We start from the raw sequence: 17,653 nt of genomic DNA, 5'->3' as shown, positions 1-17,653 counted from the left end.
AGCCCATACCCATTCCGAGCGAGGCGTTGACAGGATGAGGGAGATCCGGGCACACATCCGGCACGGTTCCGTCCCCCTCGTGATGACTTACGGTCAGTTCCTGTGCTGTGCTCAATCGTTGATGCGACGCAGCCTTGCGGAGGACGATCCTACGTTTGAACCCCGGGGGCGCATCAAGGGTCTCACGGCGTCGTCATGCGGACGTGCGCGCCGGGGTGCGATTCCAGTCAGCGGGCAGCTCCGGGACCGACCAGCGGGGATCGGGCCGCCAGTCCTCCCAGCCGTCCGAGTACGGAGGCCCCCACGCCTTGATCGACTCGACCGCGTCACGCCCGGCGGCCCGCACCTGCCGCGCCTGCCCGGCGCCCATCAGCCCGGCCGCCTGGGCCTGGGCGAACTCGTCCTCGTCCAGCCAGCGCCAGCTGCGGTCGGGCCGGACCGCGATGTCCAGAAAGTGATCCTCGGAATCGACGCCGCCCGCCCAACGGAGGTGCGGCTCCTCCAGGTTGACGTACCAGTTCCTGAACTGCCAGCCCTGCTCCCAGAACAGCCACACCGACCATGCCTCCCCGGGCCGCGCCAGCTTCAGCACCCCCGTTCCGGACCACCGCGAACGCACGGTGGTCCGCGGCGCGGTGTAGCGGGTCGCGAGCGGCTCATGGTGGACGGGCGTCCCGTCGGCGAGCACCGGCTTCACACACTCGGTCCCCGGCGCCATCCACACGGCCAGCAGCTCGGCGCTGTCCCGCACAACGGTCACAGGCCGGCAGATGTGCACCTCGCCGGACCCGTTGCCGCGATACCGCCAGAGAATGTGCTCCCCCGGCGCCCAGCGCTGAACCCCTGTCGATCCCGTCATGCACAGATCTTAGAGTCGCCGCCCACAGCTCGCTGCGGCGCAGGTCACGGGGCCGGCGGGTCGGCCGGGCGGGTCGGGTCGGCTGGGGCACCGGCCCCGTGACGCGGGGGAGCGGGAACCTCAGGGCCGCGTCATCCGCAGGACGTCCAGCGCCTCGTCGAGCTGCTCCAGGGTCAGCTCGCCCCGCTCCACGTACCCGCCTTCCAGCACCACCTCACGGATCGTCTTGCGCTCCGCCAGCGATCGCTTCGCCACCTTCGCCGCCTCCTCGTACCCGATGTACTTGTTGAGCGGCGTGACGACCGACGGCGACGACTCGGCGTACTCACGGGCACGTTCCGCATTGGCCGTGATGCCGTCGACCGTCCGGTCCGCGAGCAGCCGCACGGCGTTCGTGAGGAGCCGCACCGACTCCAGCAGGTTCTTGGCGATCACCGGCAGCATGACGTTCAGCTCGAAGTTCCCGGCGGCGCCCGCGACGGCGACCGTCGTGTCGTTGCCGGTCACCTGCGCGGCGACCATCAGCACCGCCTCCGGGATCACCGGATTGACCTTGCCCGGCATGATCGACGATCCGGGCTGCAGGTCCGGGAGGCTGATCTCGGCGAGACCCGTGCGCGGGCCGCTCGCCATCCAGCGCAGATCGTTGGAGATCTTGGTGAGCGAGACGGCGATGGTACGGAGCTGACCGCTGGTCTCCACCAGCGCGTCCCGCGCGCCCTGCGCCTCGAAGTGGTTGCGGGCCTCGGTCAGGGGCAGCCCGGTCACCCGCGCGACCTCCGCGATGACCGCCGCGGAGAAGCCCGGCGGAGTGTTGATCCCGGTGCCCACCGCCGTGCCGCCGAGCGGGAGTTCGGCGAGTCTCGGGAGGGAGGCGTTCAGCCGCTCGATCCCGTACCGGATCTGCGCCGCGTAACCCCCGAACTCCTGGCCGAGAGTGACCGGTGTCGCATCCATCAGATGTGTACGACCCGACTTGACGATGCCCGCGAACTCCCGCGCCTTCCGCTCCAGCGACGCCGCCAGGTGCTCCAGCGCCGGGATCAGATCCCCCGTCACGGCCGCGGTCGCCGCGATGTGGATCGACGACGGGAAGACGTCGTTGGACGACTGCGAGGCATTGACGTGGTCGTTGGGGTGGACCGCACGGCCGAGCCGCTCTCCGGCCAGGGTCGCCAGGACCTCGTTCGTATTCATGTTGGACGACGTCCCGGAACCCGTCTGGAAGACATCGACCGGAAAGTGCTCGTCCCAGCGGCCGTCGGCGACCTCCTCCGCCGCGTCCTGGATGGCCTGCGCGATGTCCTTGTCGACCACCCCGAGCTCGGCGTTGACCTTGGCGGCGGCGGCCTTGATCCGGGCCAGGGCCTCGATATGGGCGCGTTCCAGCCGTTGTCCGGAAACCGGGAAATTCTCCACGGCCCGCTGGGTCTGGGCCCGCCACTTGGCGTGCGCGGGGACCCGCACCTCACCCATTGAGTCGTGTTCGACCCGGTACTCGCCTGCGTTGTCACTCGTGTCCGACATCTCCAAACCTCCCGAAAAGTTGAGCACTTGTCTTGTTCCGTCTATTCCCAAGTGCGCTACCGGCCAGTAAAAACCGGCGGTAACACCTAACCGGGGAGGCGCAATGAGGCGCTCTGGGTACAGACGCTCCAGGCACGGACTTCGCTCTGCGGTCGCAGCCGCCGCGGCCCTCGCGGCGGCTCTCGGCACCATGGCAGCCACGACCCCCGCGCGGGCGCACGACACGGCCCGCCCGACGGCATACGCATCGTCGGTACCCCTTCCGCCGGAGCTGGAGAAGATCCGGGCCGCCGAGGCGATCGCCCTCTACGGCGACCCCGCCGAACGCCCGCTCGGCGAGCGCAGGACCGGCTTGATCTCGCTGGGTGACAGCGAGATCTCGGGCGAGGGTGTCGGCACGTACGAACCCGGCACCGACGGCCCGGACAACTGGTGTCACCGCTCACCCGACGCCGCCGTCCACCGCACGGGCATCGCCGCCGACGTCACGTACAACGTCTCCTGCTCGGGCGGTTACAGCGGCAACATCGTCATCGGCGGCTCGAAGCAGTACGCCGACGAGCTGGTCCAGAGCGACAGTCTCGCCATCAAGGCCCGCAACACCCGGATCAAGATGGTGCTGCTGGTCGCCGGCGCCAACGACGATCTGCAGTTCGGGCCCGTGATGACCGACTGCGTCGTCCGCTGGTTCACCTTCCAGGGTCCCTGCGAGTCCACGTACGCGGCGGGCTGGCAGGCCCGGGTCGACGGACTGGTCCCCAAGGTCGAGCGGACCGTACGCGATCTGCGGACGGTGATGCGTGACGCCGGGTACGCAGACGGGGACTACAAGCTGGTCGTGATGGGCTACCCGAGCCCGATCGGGCCCGACTTCCACGACAACCCGAACTTTCCCGGCAAGCTGATCTGCGGCGGTACGGGCTACGACTCCGACACCGTCTGGGGCCGCAACACCGCCGTCCCCGCCTTCGAACGCGGCATGCGGCAGGTCGCCCGCTCCACCGGCGCGGTGTACCTCGACAACTCACGGCTCTTCCACGGCCATGAGGTCTGCATGGAGGACACCTGGGCACGCGGGCTGTACGTCGAGCTGTCCAACCCGTTCCCGCCCGACTCCAATTCGGTCCGCCAGTCCTTCCACCCGAACGCCCGGGGACACGCGGCCTTCGCCTCCTGTCTGACCCAGCTGTACGACTCCGGGCTGAACGAGGCCAGTTGCGCCGACCCGGCGTCCACGGGCAAGCCGGTGCTGTACCCGTTCGCCTGGGACGACGTCTACAAGCCGCTGAGGAACGAGGCCACGGGCAGCTGCGTCGATGCCGAGGCGGGCGTGTCGCGCAACGGCACCGGGGTGCTGGGCTGGGACTGCCACGGCGGCCGCAACCAGGGCTGGTGGTACGACAGCGCCCGTAGGTCCGTCCACAGCCAGCTCAGCCAGGACCGCTGCCTCGACGTCCCCCGAGCGGAGTACAAGGCGGGCGCGGCGCTCGTCCTGTGGAACTGCCACGGTGGTGCGAACCAGCAGTTCGTCCGCCAGGACGGGACGGTGCGGCCGGCGGCCGCGTCGAACCTGTGCCTGACGCTGGCCGCGGCGAAGGACCCGGTGCGGCTCCAGCCGTGCGACGGGTCGGCGAAGCAGCGCTTCGCGTAGCGGGGCTCCGTACCGGACCCCGCGCTCTCGGTAGCCGGACGGGCTGGAAACCCAGCCGTCCGGCGATCGAGGACGCCCGAGGGCAGGCGCCGGGCAGCGCCTGCCGGACCCGCCGGGGCAGACCGGCCTTCGAAGACGCGGCCTCAGGCCAGACCGGGGCCTCGCACCGGGATGCTGGTGAACGTCGGCGCGGGCGCCGGGTTCTGGAAGAAGTCGTTGCCCTTGTCGTCCACGACGATGAACGCCGGGAAGTCCTCGACCTCGATCTTCCAGACCGCTTCCATGCCGAGCTCCTCGTACTCGACGACCTCGACCTTCTTGATGCAGTCCTGCGCGAGCCGCGCCGCCGGGCCGCCGATCGAGCCGAGGTAGAAGCCGCCGTGCGCGTCGCACGCGTCCGTGACCTGCTTGCTCCGGTTGCCCTTGGCCAGCATGACCTTGGAGCCGCCCGCCGCCTGGAACTGCTCGACGTACGAGTCCATGCGGCCGGCCGTGGTCGGGCCGAAGGACCCGGAGGCGTAACCCTCCGGGGTCTTCGCCGGGCCGGCGTAGTAGACCGGGTGGTCCTTCAGGTACTGCGGCATCTCCTCGCCCGCGTCCAGCCGCTCCTTGATCTTGGCGTGCGCGATGTCGCGCGCCACGACCAGCGGGCCGGTGAGCGAGAGCCGGGTCTTGACCGGGTACTTGGTCAGCTCGGCGAGGATCTCGTCCATCGGCTGGTTGAGGTCGATCCTGACGACACTGGGCCGATCAGCGGCTTCGCCGCGGGCCTCCGGCTCCAGGTGCTCGTCGGTGGTCTCCGGCAGGAAGCGCGCCGGGTCCGTCTCCAGCTGCTCCAGGAAGACACCCTCGGCCGTGATCTTCGCGACGGCCTGGCGGTCGGCCGAGCAGGACACGGCGATCGCGACGGGCAGCGAGGCGCCGTGCCGCGGCAGGCGCACCACGCGCACGTCGTGGCAGAAGTACTTGCCGCCGAACTGCGCGCCGATGCCGATCTTCTGCGTCAGCTCGAAGACCTTCTTCTCCAGCTCCTCGTCACGGAAGCCGTGCCCCAGCTCCGAGCCCTCGGACGGCAGCTCGTCCAGGTAGTGCGCGGAGGCGTACTTCGCGGTCTTCAGCGCGAACTCGGCCGACGTACCGCCGACGACGATCGCGAGGTGGTACGGCGGGCACGCCGCCGTGCCCAGCGAGCGGATCTTCTCCTCCAGGAACTTCATCATGGAGGCCTCGTTCAGGACCGCCTTGGTCTCCTGGTAGAGGAAGGACTTGTTGGCGGAGCCGCCGCCCTTCGCCATGAAGAGGAACTTGTACGCGCCGCCGTCGGTCGCGTACAGCTCGATCTGCGCGGGCAGGTTCGAGCCGGTGTTCTTCTCGTCCCACATGGTCAGCGGGGCCATCTGCGAGTAGCGCAGGTTCAGCCGGGTGTACGCGTCGAAGATGCCGCGTGAGAGGGCTTCCTCGTCGCCGCCCTCGGTGAGCACGTTCTGCCCGCGCTTGCCCATGACGATCGCCGTGCCGGTGTCCTGGCACATCGGCAGCACGCCCGCGGCCGCGATGTTCGCGTTCTTCAGCAGGTCCAGGGCGACGAACTTGTCGTTCGCCGACGCCTCGGGATCGTCGATGATCTTGCGCAGCTGGGCGAGGTGCGCCGGGCGGAGGTAGTGCTGGATGTCGTGGATCGCCTCTTCGGCGAGCTTGCGCAGCGCCTCCGGCTCGACCTTGAGGAACGTACGGCCGTCGGCCTCGAAGGTGGAGACACCCTCGGCGGTCACCAGGCGGTAGGGCGTGGTGTCCTCTCCCAGCGGGAGCAGATCGGAGTACGCGAACCCTGGGCTGGACGGGCGGGAGACAGGGGGCATTACGGCCATTCCTCACTCGGCAGACTGCGGCGCGGCCTCCATTGGCAGCGCGTCCACAAGCGTAGGGCGCCCCCAGCCGTACGGGCTTGTGAGGTAAGGCTCAGTTGCCGGGCCGTGTTGTCCGCACCGGCACAACCGGCCGGCCTCACGGCGCCGTCATGGCTACCACGACCTGACCCGCCGGACAGGCCCTAGTCGCGATCTATCGCGTTTCGCTACGCTGAGCACGTGGACCTCGACAAGCATGATTCAGCGGCCTCCGGCCGCGGAAACCTTCAGAAGCCGGTCGCTCACGCCGGGCCCGCGGACCGTGCCGCCGACCCGTCCGGCTCCATCCGTGCCTCCGACGCCGACCGGGACCGGATCGCGGACATCCTCCGGGAGGCCCTGGCCGAGGGCCGGATCGACGCCGAGGAGCACTCCGACCGGATCGACTCGGTCTACCGCGCCAAGACGGTCGGCGAACTGGAGCCGCTGGTACGGGACCTGCCCACCTCCCGCCCCCGCCCGCAGCCCGCGTCCTACACCTACGGACCCGAGGACACGTCCGCGCCCACCGACAACCTCGTCGCGGTGTTCTCCAGCTCCACCCGCAAGGGCCGCTGGCGCGTGGGACCCAGGACCAATGCCTTCTCCCTCTTCGGCAGCATCGAGATCGATCTGACCGAGGCGATGTTCGGGCAGCGGCTCACCGTCATCAACGCGACGTCGATCTTCGGCAACGTCGAGGTCCGCGTTCCTGAGAACATCTCACTGCGCGGCAGCGGCACCGGGGTCTTCGGCAACTTCGAGGTGCTCACACTGGAGGCCGCCGACCCCGAGGCTCCGGTCGTCGTGGTCAACGGCTATTCCGTTTTCGGCAACGTGGAGGCCAGGCCGAAGCGGGGCAAGCGCGTCGCCGACCTCCACGACCGCATGCGCAAGCACCTGGGTCACTGATCCCGCGCGGTTCCTGGCGCCCGCCGTCCGTGGTTCCGCCTCTCGGAACTCAGTGCCACTCAGTGCATAGGCGCGCGCACAGCGGGTAGGGCTTGCTGCATCGTCTCTCGCTCGCGAAGCCGTCGTCAGGAGTAGATCGTGCTGCAACTGCCGCATCAGCCCCTGCAGGTAGCCGCCGTTCCGACCCAGCGAACCACCGCTCGGGAAGATCAGGACGGGCCCTGGCACACGGAGGCAGTATGCCGCCGGGATGAGGCCGGACTGTTCTTCGCACCATCCAAGGAACCGACCGCCGCACGGCTCTCCCGCGAAGATGCGGCCAAGCGCGTCTGCGCCCGCTGTCCGGTCATGGTGGAGTGCCGGGAGCACGCCCTGCTCCAGCCCGAGCCGTACGGCGTGTGGGGCGGCCTCACGGCGGCGGAGCGCCGCGTCGTGCTGGCCCGTCGCAGGCGGCGTGAGATGGAGCTCAAGAAGTCGGCATCGGCGGCCTGACGCACCCGTTGACGTACGCGGTTCCCCGCGTACGTACGGGAAGGGGCGCTCCCACCGACATGGGGGCGCCCCTTTCTGTGTTCCTGGAGGCTCGGTTCGCCTGCGTTCTCGGAGGCGTGGCTCGCCTGCGGCGAGTGCGGCCGGCCTACTTCGCGCGGTCGAAGTCGATGGCGCTGTAGGCGCGCAGCTTCGACAGGCGGTGGGTCGAGTCGATCTGGCGGATCGTGCCCGACTTGGAACGCATCACCAGCGACTGCGTGGTCGCCGTCTCGGCGCGGTACCGCACGCCGCGCAGCAGCTCGCCGTCCGTGATGCCGGTCGCGACGAAGAACACGTTGTCGCCGCTGACCAGGTCGTCCATGAACAGCACCCGGTCCAGGTCGTGGCCCGCGTCGAGTGCGCGCTGCCGCTCCGCGTCGTCCTTCGGCCAGAGCTTGCCCTGGATCGTGCCGCCGAGGCACTTGATCGCGCACGCGGTGATGATGCCCTCCGGCGTACCGCCGATGCCCATCAGCATGTCGACGCCGGTGCCCTCGCGCACGGCCATGATCGCGCCCGCGACATCGCCGTCCGAGATGAACTTGATGCGCGCGCCGGTCTCGCGGATCTCCTTGACGATTCCCTCGTGGCGGGGCCGGTCCAGGATGACGACGGTGACGTCCTCGGGCGAGGAGTTCTTCGCCTTGGCAACCCGGCGGATGTTCACCGAGACCGGGGCGTTGATGTCGACGAAGTCGGCGGCCTCGGGTCCGGTGACCAGCTTGTCCATGTAGAAGACCGCGGACGGGTCGAACATGGTGCCGCGGTCGGCGGCCGCGAGGACCGCGATCGCGTTGGGCATGCCCTTGGCGGTGAGCGTCGTGCCGTCGATCGGGTCCACGGCGATGTCGCACTCCGCGCCGGTCCCGTCGCCGATGCGCTCCCCGTTGAAGAGCATGGGGGCTTCGTCCTTCTCGCCTTCGCCGATCACGACGACACCGTTCATCGACACGGTGCTGACGAGGGTCCGCATGGCCTTGACCGCGGCACCGTCCGCGCCGTTCTTGTCGCCGCGTCCGACCCACCGGCCGGCGGCCATGGCGGCGGCCTCGGTGACCCGGACGAGCTCCAGGGCGAGGTTGCGGTCGGGGGCCTCGGGCGAGACCTCGAGCTGGGACGGCAAGTTGTGCTCGGTCATCGGAGCGCACCTTCCTGTACGACGACGGCCGGAAAAAGAGGGTGCTGTGACTCTATCGGTACGTCGACAAATTGAGCAGAGGGGCCCACGTTTGAGCAAACAACCTTGATGCGACCATAGTGCGGTGGCAGGTATGCGAGGCAAGCAGACAGTGCGCGGAATGATCCAGTCGATGGCGGTCATCTGCGTCTTCGCAGGTGTGATCTACATCTTCGTTCCGCACGACGACTCGATGGACCCGAACCGGGCCGTCGACTACCGCGTCGAGCTGGTGACGGCACGCCGGGCGGCACCCTATCCGGTGGCCGCCCCGACGGGACTCCCCGCGGGCTGGAAGCCTACGTCGGTCACCTTCAAGGGCCAGGAGGACCACGCCTGGCACCTGGGCTTCCTCGACCCGGACGGCCAGTACGTCGCGGTCGAGCAGTCGACGGCTCCGGCCGGAAAGTACATCCCGAAGGTCACCCAGCAGGCCACCAGGACCGACCGCACGCAGAAGGTGGGCGGCGAGACCTGGGAGCGCTGGGAGGGCCCGAAGTACGACGCGCTGGTGCGCACGGACGAGGGCTCGACGACCGTGGTGACCGGCACGGCGTCGTACGAGCGGCTCGCGCAGATGGCGGCGGCGCTGGAGTCGAAGTCGGAGTCCACCGCCCCGACGCCGGGCCCGGCCGCGTCCTGATGCCTCCCGGCTCGTCCTGATGTCTCTCGGCTCGTCCTGACCGGCACGACAAGGCCGCCGCACCCGTTCGGGGTGCGGCGGCCTTTGTGCTGCCGGGTGTGCGGTCGGGGGCGACCCCGGGCCCCCGGCGGGGGGCTCGTCGAGGTCAGACGGTAATGACGTCGTCGCAAGCCGGTCAGACGGTGGTGATGACCTCGTCGTACGCCAGACGCGGCGAACGCGGGAACCACGCGTCCTCGCCCGGCTTGCCGATGTTGACGACCATCAGCGGTGTGTGGTCGTCGTCCAGGAACTCCTTCTGCACGCCGACGAAGTCGAGACCGGTCATCGGGCCCGCGGCCAGACCGGCGGCACGGACACCCACGATGAAGTACGCGGCCTGCAGCGCGGCGTTCAGCGCGGCGGACTGCTCACGGGCCGGGCGCTCGGCGAAGAACATGTCCTTGGCCTGCGGGAAGTGCGGGAACAGCGTCGGGAGCTCCTCGTGGAACTCGTTGTCGGCGGCGAGGATCGCGACCAGCGGCGCGGTGGCGGTCTTGGGCTGGTTGCCCTCGGCCATGTGCTTCACCAGGCGCTCGCGGGCCTCGGCCGAGCGGACGAGGACGACGCGCAGCGGCGACTGGTTGAAGGCGGTCGGGCCGTACTTGACCAGGTCGTAGATGGCCTGCACCTGCTCATCGGTCACCGGCTCGTCGGTGAAGGTGTTGGCGGTACGGGCCTCACGGAAAAGGAGGTCCTGGGCTGCGGGGTCAAGAACGAGGGACATGCTGCGTACCTTCCGGATGAGCAAAGAGGTTCAAGCTGCGGCTTCACCGTACGACCGGAGTAGATGAAGGTTCAACTAAATCCGGTGCCTCGTGAGCTAAGTCACGCAACTTTCAAATACTCAAGCTTCAACTAAATGGCGTTCCCGTTTATGCCGCCGCCCCGCCAAGGCGCCTCACCGGGCCGAGTCGTCCCCGTTCCCGTTCCCGTCCTCGTCCTCCTCGGCGCCGCGGGGGCCCGCGCCCTCACCCGCGTCCCGCTCCGCCAGCGCCTCGTCCAGCCTGGCGCGCGCGCCGTCCAGCCAGCGGCGGCACACCTTTGCCAGCGCCTCGCCGCGCTCCCACAGCGCGAGGGACTCCTCCAGCGTCGTGCCGCCCGCCTCCAGGCGGCGTACGACCTCGATCAGCTCGTCCCGTGCCTGCTCATAGCCGAGCGCGCCATCGTCCGTCTTCGCTGTCATGTGATCCACCCTATGTGCGCCTACTGTCAGTGATGCCGGCCGTCAGTGATGCCGGGTCAATCGCCTGCGCCGTCGGCGTCTCCGAGCTCGGTGTCTGCGCCGTTGTCGCCCGCAATGCCGTCGCCCGCTACCCGGACCGTGAACTCGCCTTCCGCGACCCTCGCCCGCAACTCCTCGTCCGCCCCGACCTCGCCGGGCGACCGCACCACCGCGCCGTCCGCGCGCTGCAGCACCGCGTACCCCCGCTCCAGCGTCGCCGCGGGCGACAGGGCGACGACCCGTGCGCGGGTGTGGGACAGCTCGGAGTCCGCGCGGTCCAGCAGATGCCCCAGGACCCGCCGGCTCCGGGCGACCAGGGCGTCCGTCTCGTGTTCGCGCTCCTCCACCATCCGCTGCGGATGCTCCATGACCCGCCGGTGCAGGGCGTGCGCAAGCCCCCGCTCCTCGCGGTCGAGCAGCCCCCGTACGGTCCGCAGCGACCGGTCGCGCAGCGCCTGCACCCGGTCCAGCTCCTCACCGACGTCCGGGACGACCTTCTTCGCCGCGTCGGTCGGGGTCGAGGCGCGCAGATCGGCGACCAGGTCGAGCAGCGGCGAGTCCGGCTCGTGTCCGATCGCGGACACCACGGGCGTACGGCAGTCGGCGACGGCGCGCACCAGCTGCTCGTCCGAGAACGGCAGCAGGTCCTCCACACTGCCACCGCCGCGCGCGACGATGATCACGTCCACGTCCGGATGCTCGTCCAGCTCCTTGACCGCCTGAACGACCTGCGACACGGCGCGGACGCCCTGCACGGCCACATTGCGCACGTCGAAGCGGACGGCCGGCCACCGGCGCCGCGCGTTCTCCAGCACATCCCGCTCGGCCGCCGAGGCCCGGCCGCAGACCAGGCCGATCAGCTGCGGAAGGAACGGCAGTGGCTTCTTGCGGTCGAGGGCGAAGAGCCCCTCGGCGCCCAGGGTCCGCTTCAGCTGCTCCAGCCGTGCGAGCAGCTCACCGATGCCGACCGGCCTTATCTCGGCGGCGCGCAGCGAGAGCTGGCCGCGCGGGGCGTACCACTCGGGCTTGGCGTGGACGACGACCCGGGCGCCCTCGGACACGACGTCGGCGACCGCGTCGAACACCTGGCGGTAGCAGGTGACGCTCACCGAGATGTCGTACGACGGATCGCGCAGCGTCAGGAACACCACGCCCGCGCCCGGCCTGCGCGACAGCTGGGTGATCTGTCCCTCCACCCACACCGCGCCGAGCCGGTCGATCCATCCCCCGATGAGCCGCGACACCTCGCCGACGGGCAGGGGAGCTTCGGCAGATGTAGTGAGACCCATGCCCGCGAGCGTATCGGCACCCTCCGACACGACCAGGTGCGCAGGACCAGGTCCACCTGGCCAGGCCCACAGGACCAGGTGTGCGAGATCAGGTCCACCTGGGCAGAGCCCCGTGGGCGATCGTTGGCCTGTTCGGCGCGCCCTTACGATGGGGGCATGACTGCAACGAACGCCCGCCGCGTCCTGCTCGCCGCTCCCCGTGGCTACTGCGCGGGCGTGGACCGTGCCGTGATCGCCGTGGAGAAGGCCCTCGAGCAGTACGGCGCCCCGATCTACGTGCGCCACGAGATCGTCCACAACAAGTACGTCGTACAGACCCTGGAGAAGAAGGGCGCGATCTTCGTCGAGACGACGGCGGAGGTCCCCGAGGGGTCCATCGTCATGTTCTCCGCGCACGGCGTCGCGCCGGTCGTCCACGACGAGGCCGCCGAGCGGAAGCTGGCGACCATCGACGCGACCTGCCCCCTGGTGACCAAGGTCCACAAGGAGGCCGTCCGGTACGCGAACGAGGACTTCGACATCCTCCTCATCGGCCACGAGGGCCACGAGGAGGTCATCGGCACCACCGGCGAGGCCCCGGACCACATCACGCTGGTCGACGGCCCGGGCGATGTGGACGAGGTCGAGGTCCGCGACCCGTCGAAGGTCGTCTGGCTCTCCCAGACCACGCTCTCCGTCGACGAGACGATGGAGACCGTCGACCGGCTCAAGACCAAGTTCCCGCTCCTGGTCTCCCCGCCGAGCGACGACATCTGCTACGCCACGCAGAACCGCCAGATCGCGGTCAAGCAGATGGGCGCCGAGGCGGACCTGGTCATCGTCGTCGGTTCGCAGAACTCCTCGAACTCCAAGCGGCTGGTCGAGGTCGCGCTGGGCGCCGGAGCCCGTGCCTCGTACCTGGTGGACTTCGCCGGCGAGATCGACGAGGCCTGGCTCGAGGGTGTGACGACGGTCGGCGTGACGTCGGGCGCTTCCGTCCCCGAGGTGCTCGTCGAGGAAGTCCTGGAGTGGCTGTCGCAGCGCGGCTTCGAGGATGTGGAGATCGTCAAGGCGGCCGAGGAGTCGATCACGTTCTCGCTGCCCAAGGAGCTCCGCCGGGACCTGCGCGGCGAGGCGGCGGCACTCGTCGAAGACTGAATGGCGGGGCTTTGAGGCCGCTCAGGGAGTAACCGTCAGCGGTTCCTCGTAACGTTGTGTCCATGAACGTCTTCGGAGTGGACATCGGCGGGTCCGGGATCAAGGGCGCTCCCGTGGACCTGGACCGCGGCGACCTCGCAGAGCCCCGCCACAAAGTACTGACACCGCACCCGGCCATGCCCGACGGCGTGGCCGACGGCGTTGCCGAGGTGGTCGGGCATTTCGGTTGGTCGGGCCCGGTCGGGATCACCTTCCCCGGCGTGGTCACAGGATCGGTGATCCGTACGGCCGCGAATGTCGACAAGAGCTGGATCGACACCGACGGCGGCAAGCTGCTGGGCGACCGGCTGGGCATGCCGGTCACCGTGCTGAACGACGCGGACGCGGCGGGCGTGGCCGAGATGACCTTCGGTGCCGGCCGCGGGCGCAAGGGCACGGTGATGCTGCTGACCTTCGGTACGGGCATCGGCAGCGCGCTCTTCGTCGACGGCCGCCTCGTGCCGAACACGGAGCTGGGCCATCTGGAGCTGCACGGCCACGAAGCGGAGAAGCACGCGTCGACCAAGGTCAAGGACGACGAGGAGCTGAGCTGGGAGCGCTGGGCGCACCGGGTCCAGAAGTATCTCGAGCATGTCGAGATGCTGTTCTCGCCGGAGCTCTTCATCATCGGGGGCGGGGTGAGCCGCAAGGCGGACAAGTTCATTCCGCTGATCAAGCACATCCGCGCGGAGATCGTCCCCGCGGAGCTCCAGAACAACGCGGGGATCGTCGGCGCGGCGATGGCGGCGGCGAACCACTGAGCGCGCCGCCCGGTGCCGCCGCGCGAGGCCGTCAGGCGTGGCGGGGCGGTGTCTGGGCGTGGCAGGGCGGTGCCTGGGCGTGGCGGGGCGGTGTCTGGGCGTGGCGGGGCGGTGTCTGGGCATGGAGCGGCGGTGTCTGGGCCTGGGGAGGCCCCGCAGGCCGGCGCGGCGGGGCGTCAGGCGCGGCGCGGCGGCGTGGAGGGCCGGCGTGGGCGGCGGCGGGTCATCAGCCGGATCTTCCGCACGATCGTGATGACGCCCGCGATGAGCGTGCCGCCGTACAGCCAGCCCGCGTTCACGGCCAGCGCGGTGATCACCGCCATCACCTGGCCGCCGACGCCACCGGTCCCGCCGGAGATCGGCACGATCCCGACGGCGAACGCGATGGGCACGCCGATCGGCGCGGTGACCAGGTCGGCGCCCCGCACCCACAGCGCCGTCAGGGCGCTGACCGGCAGGAACAGCACGCAGTACACGACGGCGGAGCCGCCGATCAGCAGCGAGTCGAGCGAGCCGATCAGCAGCATCACGGCTGCTGCGAAGAGCCCGCTGCCGAGTCCCGTCAGTCGCGGATTCGGCAGTCTGCGCAGGGCGAGCACCACCGGCGGCACCGGGCGGATCGGCCGCAGTGCGGGCCGTTTGCCCGGCTGCGCGGGTGCGCCAGGGGCCCCGGGGCGCCCTGGCCGGGCCGTGACCCGGTACACCGCGGCACCCTCGATGAGCGCGCCTTGCCCGGACAGAGGGGCCTGCGGCCGCGGCCGCTGCCTCGACGGCGTACCAGTCTTTTGTTGCTCCACCTGTCCAACGTAGGTCGCAAAGTGCGATCAGTACGTCACAGGACACGCCCTTTGGGTGACCTTGATGTCGAGTTCGACGTATCGGACGCGTGACGTGCCCCGGCGGCGCGCCCGTAAACTGGGGGATCGGCCCACCCTCCGGGCCCGCGGGCCAAGGCCATCAGCCAGTCAGTCGCTGGCTCGCAGTCCTCGCCTCAGCAGTCCTCACTCCAGGAAGTCGCCAACGTGTCGCTCACGATCGGAATCGTCGGTCTGCCGAATGTCGGCAAGTCGACCCTGTTCAACGCCCTGACCAAGAACGACGTGCTGGCGGCCAACTACCCGTTCGCCACCATCGAGCCCAACGTCGGCGTCGTCGGCGTCCCCGACGCCCGGCTCACCAAGCTCGCCGAGATCTTCGGCTCCCAGCGGATCCTGCCCGCGACGGTCGACTTCGTCGACATCGCCGGCATCGTCCGCGGCGCGAGCGAGGGCGAGGGCCTCGGTAACAAGTTCCTGGCGAACATTCGCGAGTCCGACGCGATCTGCCAGGTCATCCGTGCGTTCAAGGACGAGAACGTCGTCCACGTCGACGGCAAGGTCTCGCCGAAGAACGACATCGAGACGATCAACACCGAGCTGATCCTCGCGGACCTCCAGACCATCGAGAAGGTCCTGCCGCGCCTGGCCAAGGAAGCCCGCATCAAGAAGGACACGGCCCCCAAGGTCGCGGCCGTCGAGGCCGCCCAGGCCATCCTGGAGGAGGGCAACACCCTCTTCGCCGCGGGCATCGTCCAGGGCAGCGAGAAGGCCGAGCTCCTCCACGACCTCCACCTGCTCACCACCAAGCCCTTCCTCTACGTCTTCAACGTCGACGAGGACGAGCTGATCGACGAGGACTTCAAGAACGAGCAGCGCGCCCTGGTCGCCCCGGCCGAGGCGATCTTCCTCAACGCCAAGCTCGAGGCCGACCTCGCCGAGCTCGACGAGGAGGACGCCATGGAACTCCTCCAGTCCGTCGGTGCCGACGAGCCGGGCCTGGCCACCCTCGCCCGCGTCGGCTTCGACACGCTCGGCCTGCAGACCTACCTCACGGCGGGCCCGAAGGAGTCCCGCGCCTGGACGATCAAGAAGGGCGCGACGGCCCCCGAGGCGGCCGGTGTGATCCACACCGACTTCCAGAAGGGCTTCATCAAGGCCGAGGTCATCCACTTCGCCGACCTGGTCGCAACGGGCTCGGTCGCGGACGCGCGCTCGGCGGGCAAGGCGCGTATGGAGGGCAAGGACTATGTGATGCAGGACGGGGACGTCGTCGAGTTCCGCTTCAACGTGTAGCCGCTGACGTATCACCACGTCGCTGATCTGGCAAACATGCAGGTCAGGGAGGGTCCGACTCTTCGGAGTCGGGCCCTTTGTTTTCCCGTGCTGGGATCGTGCTGGGATGCTATGGGGACGCCGGTGCTGGGTCGCGCACTGTCCAGTGCCTGGCAGCAGGGAGTGCACGGACCAGCACCCTTCCCTTGGCGATGCTTGGCGGAGGACGCGATCAGCCTGTCACCCGGGAGGGCTGGAACAGGTTGTAGTTCAACTCCAGGACGCACTCGGCGAGAGCACCCAAGCCGCCGGGTCCGGTCTCTGACCCTGCCGCAGGCGTCGGAGTTTGCGCGCCACAGCTTTCGCAGCGGCGGCGCGCCTCGACCGGTGCCCCAGTGGACGTACCGCAACGGGCATGTGGGCAACCGCGATTGCTGTCCCTGGCCTTTGTTACGGTGCCTTGTGATCGACGATCACAGGGGGGCGGATGGGGGCGGTCAATCGGTCGAAGGCTGAGCTTCGTCGCCCAGCAGACCGCCGCCGGACGCACGAAGAAGGAGATCATCCGCCTGCTCAAGCGGGCGATCGCCCGGGAGATCTTCCGCTACCTCACCGCTCCGGTCACCGTCCCGGACGTCTTCGACCTCCGGCCCGCGCGCCAGGCCAAGAACATCACCCTCACCACTGTCGCCGAGCACTTCGGCGTCTGGCCGGCGGTGATCTCCTGCATCGAACGCGGCACACGCCGCGACGACGACCTCGCCAGCGCCTACCGGAACTGGCTCAGTGCCGCTTGACCATGCACGAGGTCATGGAACGTTTGGCACGGCAGGCCACGGATGGCCATCAGGGGAAGCGTCCGACGGCCGGCCGGCGCGAACGAAGTCGCCGTACTCATCCTGGACAACGTTCTCGTTGACCCACCGACCCCGCACGGCCCCAGTGCCCTGCTCGGCAATGATCAGCGCGGTCAGCGGGTCCACGGCCATGCCCAGGTGCCGGCCAAACTCGCCAGCCTCGTCATCGGGATCGAACGGCGGGAACTCGCCCAAGTCCAGGAAGCTCTCACTGCCGACGTCCTCGACCGTGTGGAGATAGACGTCAAAGGACGTCTTCGTCGGACGAACCTCGACATAGCGCGCCCCTGGGCGCTCTGCCGAGCCGCACGGCCCAAGGAACTGCGCGACCGAACGGCCCCGCTTCAAGGCCCCGAGGATGAACGACTCTGCCAAGTACCGCACCCGGCCACAATACGGCGCTCATCCCGCAGACCTGCCTTGACGGTCAATAGGAGCATCAATCCCGGCTGGGCGTACGGGTGGCCCGCCATCTCCCGCACGATGCTCGTGCCGCCTTGCGTAGGGCCGAACCGCCCGTCTTTACACCGGACTCTCCACCCTCCAGGCCGGGGCAGCGTGCCTTGACGTGTTGCGGGCATGACGGTGCTGATCATCGGTGGCAGCGGGTTCTTGGGGACGGAGCTGCTGCGCGAGTCGCGCGCGAAGGACTGGGACACGGCTGCGACGTTCCACTCCCGCCCTGACGACCCCGCAGCCGCCGTGGACATCCGCGATCCCGTACGCGTAGAGGCGGTGCTGACCGTGGTGGCACGCATGCGGTGATCAACGTGACCAGCGGCGGGGCGGACTGGAAGGTCACCGCGGACGGCTCCATCCACATCGCCATGGCCACCGCGAAGCTCGGGATCCGTCTGGTGCACGTCTCCAGCGACGCCGTCTTCTCCGGCAGCCGGGTCCACTACGACGAGACCTGCGCCCAGACCCGATCACGCCGTACGGGGCCGCGAAGGCCGCCGTCGAGACGGCCGTGCGGCTCCTGTGTCCGGATGCGGTCTTGATGAAGGGCTCGCACTAACGTCAATGTTGC

The 17,653-nt window shown here is 69.3% G+C and carries 17 protein-coding genes and 1 pseudogene; 9 read left to right on the top strand and 9 right to left on the bottom strand.

All coding sequences use genetic code 11. The features are described from left to right. Positions 1–193 precede the first annotated feature (193 nt). Both fomD and ACZ6ZQ_RS15695 read right to left on the bottom strand, forming a co-directional pair. The gene (gene fomD, locus ACZ6ZQ_RS15700; protein ID WP_469769085.1) at positions 194–859 is read right to left on the bottom strand and encodes a cytidylyl-2-hydroxypropylphosphonate hydrolase; all 666 of its coding nucleotides are present in this window, start codon (positions 857–859) and stop codon (positions 194–196) included. 120 nt (positions 860–979) lie between these two features. Continuing rightward, a complete protein-coding gene (locus ACZ6ZQ_RS15695) occupies positions 980–2,386 on the bottom strand; it encodes a class II fumarate hydratase (RefSeq protein ID WP_469769084.1) in 1,407 nt (468 codons plus the stop codon). Positions 2,387–2,489: 103 nt separating this feature from the next. Between ACZ6ZQ_RS15695 and ACZ6ZQ_RS15690 the strand changes: the two genes are divergently transcribed. Then, on the top strand, positions 2,490–4,037 hold the full coding sequence (locus ACZ6ZQ_RS15690; RefSeq protein ID WP_469769083.1) for a ricin-type beta-trefoil lectin domain protein: 1,548 nt from the start codon (positions 2,490–2,492) through the stop codon (positions 4,035–4,037). Positions 4,038–4,180: 143 nt separating this feature from the next. Here the strand turns inward: ACZ6ZQ_RS15690 and ACZ6ZQ_RS15685 are convergent, their stop codons facing one another. Then, on the bottom strand, positions 4,181–5,896 hold the full coding sequence (locus ACZ6ZQ_RS15685) for a fumarate hydratase (protein WP_469769082.1): 1,716 nt from the start codon (positions 5,894–5,896) through the stop codon (positions 4,181–4,183). Positions 5,897–6,124: 228 nt separating this feature from the next. Between ACZ6ZQ_RS15685 and ACZ6ZQ_RS15680 the strand changes: the two genes are divergently transcribed. Then, positions 6,125–6,835, top strand: coding sequence for a DUF1707 SHOCT-like domain-containing protein (locus ACZ6ZQ_RS15680; protein WP_469769081.1), 711 nt, complete (start codon positions 6,125–6,127; stop codon positions 6,833–6,835). Between the two features lie 138 nt (positions 6,836–6,973). Then, a complete protein-coding gene (locus tag ACZ6ZQ_RS15675; RefSeq protein WP_469769080.1) occupies positions 6,974–7,327 on the top strand; it encodes a WhiB family transcriptional regulator in 354 nt (117 codons plus the stop codon). Between the two features lie 145 nt (positions 7,328–7,472). On the opposite strand, the gene glpX is transcribed toward ACZ6ZQ_RS15675, so the two are convergent. Beyond that, complete coding sequence (gene glpX, locus ACZ6ZQ_RS15670) at positions 7,473–8,504, bottom strand: class II fructose-bisphosphatase (RefSeq protein ID WP_469769079.1); 1,032 nt, start codon at positions 8,502–8,504, stop codon at positions 7,473–7,475. Between the two features lie 133 nt (positions 8,505–8,637). Here glpX and ACZ6ZQ_RS15665 point away from each other — a divergent pair, with 133 nt between their 5' ends. After that, on the top strand, positions 8,638–9,186 hold the full coding sequence (locus tag ACZ6ZQ_RS15665; RefSeq protein WP_469769222.1) for a DUF4245 domain-containing protein: 549 nt from the start codon (positions 8,638–8,640) through the stop codon (positions 9,184–9,186). A 175-nt stretch (positions 9,187–9,361) separates the two neighbouring features. Here the strand turns inward: ACZ6ZQ_RS15665 and ACZ6ZQ_RS15660 are convergent, their stop codons facing one another. The 3 genes from ACZ6ZQ_RS15660 to xseA form a co-directional block, all read right to left on the bottom strand. Continuing rightward, positions 9,362–9,952, bottom strand: coding sequence for a malonic semialdehyde reductase (locus tag ACZ6ZQ_RS15660; RefSeq protein WP_469769078.1), 591 nt, complete (start codon positions 9,950–9,952; stop codon positions 9,362–9,364). 174 nt (positions 9,953–10,126) lie between these two features. Further along, positions 10,127–10,411, bottom strand: a complete 285-nt coding sequence (locus ACZ6ZQ_RS15655; RefSeq protein ID WP_469769077.1) for an exodeoxyribonuclease VII small subunit — start codon at positions 10,409–10,411, stop codon at positions 10,127–10,129. A gap of 56 nt (positions 10,412–10,467) precedes the next feature. Continuing rightward, a complete protein-coding gene (gene xseA / locus ACZ6ZQ_RS15650; protein WP_469769076.1) occupies positions 10,468–11,739 on the bottom strand; it encodes an exodeoxyribonuclease VII large subunit in 1,272 nt (423 codons plus the stop codon). Between the two features lie 156 nt (positions 11,740–11,895). On the opposite strand from xseA, the gene ACZ6ZQ_RS15645 reads away from it, so the two are divergent. Further along, complete coding sequence (locus ACZ6ZQ_RS15645; RefSeq protein ID WP_469769075.1) at positions 11,896–12,876, top strand: 4-hydroxy-3-methylbut-2-enyl diphosphate reductase; 981 nt, start codon at positions 11,896–11,898, stop codon at positions 12,874–12,876. 62 nt (positions 12,877–12,938) lie between these two features. Next, on the top strand, positions 12,939–13,676 hold the full coding sequence (gene ppgK, locus ACZ6ZQ_RS15640; protein WP_469769074.1) for a polyphosphate--glucose phosphotransferase: 738 nt from the start codon (positions 12,939–12,941) through the stop codon (positions 13,674–13,676). A 176-nt stretch (positions 13,677–13,852) separates the two neighbouring features. On the opposite strand, the gene ACZ6ZQ_RS15635 is transcribed toward ppgK, so the two are convergent. Further along, positions 13,853–14,473, bottom strand: a complete 621-nt coding sequence (locus ACZ6ZQ_RS15635) for a DUF6542 domain-containing protein (protein WP_469769073.1) — start codon at positions 14,471–14,473, stop codon at positions 13,853–13,855. Positions 14,474–14,698: 225 nt separating this feature from the next. Here ACZ6ZQ_RS15635 and ychF point away from each other — a divergent pair, with 225 nt between their 5' ends. Then, positions 14,699–15,787, top strand: a complete 1,089-nt coding sequence (ychF, locus tag ACZ6ZQ_RS15630; protein ID WP_469769072.1) for a redox-regulated ATPase YchF — start codon at positions 14,699–14,701, stop codon at positions 15,785–15,787. Between the two features lie 434 nt (positions 15,788–16,221). Beyond that, positions 16,222–16,563, top strand: a complete 342-nt coding sequence (locus ACZ6ZQ_RS15625; protein WP_469769071.1) for a hypothetical protein — start codon at positions 16,222–16,224, stop codon at positions 16,561–16,563. 12 nt (positions 16,564–16,575) lie between these two features. Here ACZ6ZQ_RS15625 and ACZ6ZQ_RS15620 read toward each other — a convergent pair whose 3' ends face one another. Further along, positions 16,576–17,007 (bottom strand): hypothetical protein, encoded by a 432-nt coding sequence (locus ACZ6ZQ_RS15620; RefSeq protein WP_469769070.1) that lies wholly within the window; start codon positions 17,005–17,007, stop codon positions 16,576–16,578. A 195-nt stretch (positions 17,008–17,202) separates the two neighbouring features. Here ACZ6ZQ_RS15620 and ACZ6ZQ_RS15615 point away from each other — a divergent pair. Then, positions 17,203–17,635 (top strand): annotated as a pseudogene (locus tag ACZ6ZQ_RS15615) (sugar nucleotide-binding protein); the annotation flags it as partial. Positions 17,636–17,653 lie beyond the last annotated feature (18 nt).

This window comes from Streptomyces sp. NPDC053673 (assembly GCF_055585225.1).
Note: the sequence above shows the minus strand (reverse complement) of the source record. Positions and strands in the feature narration are given on the sequence as shown.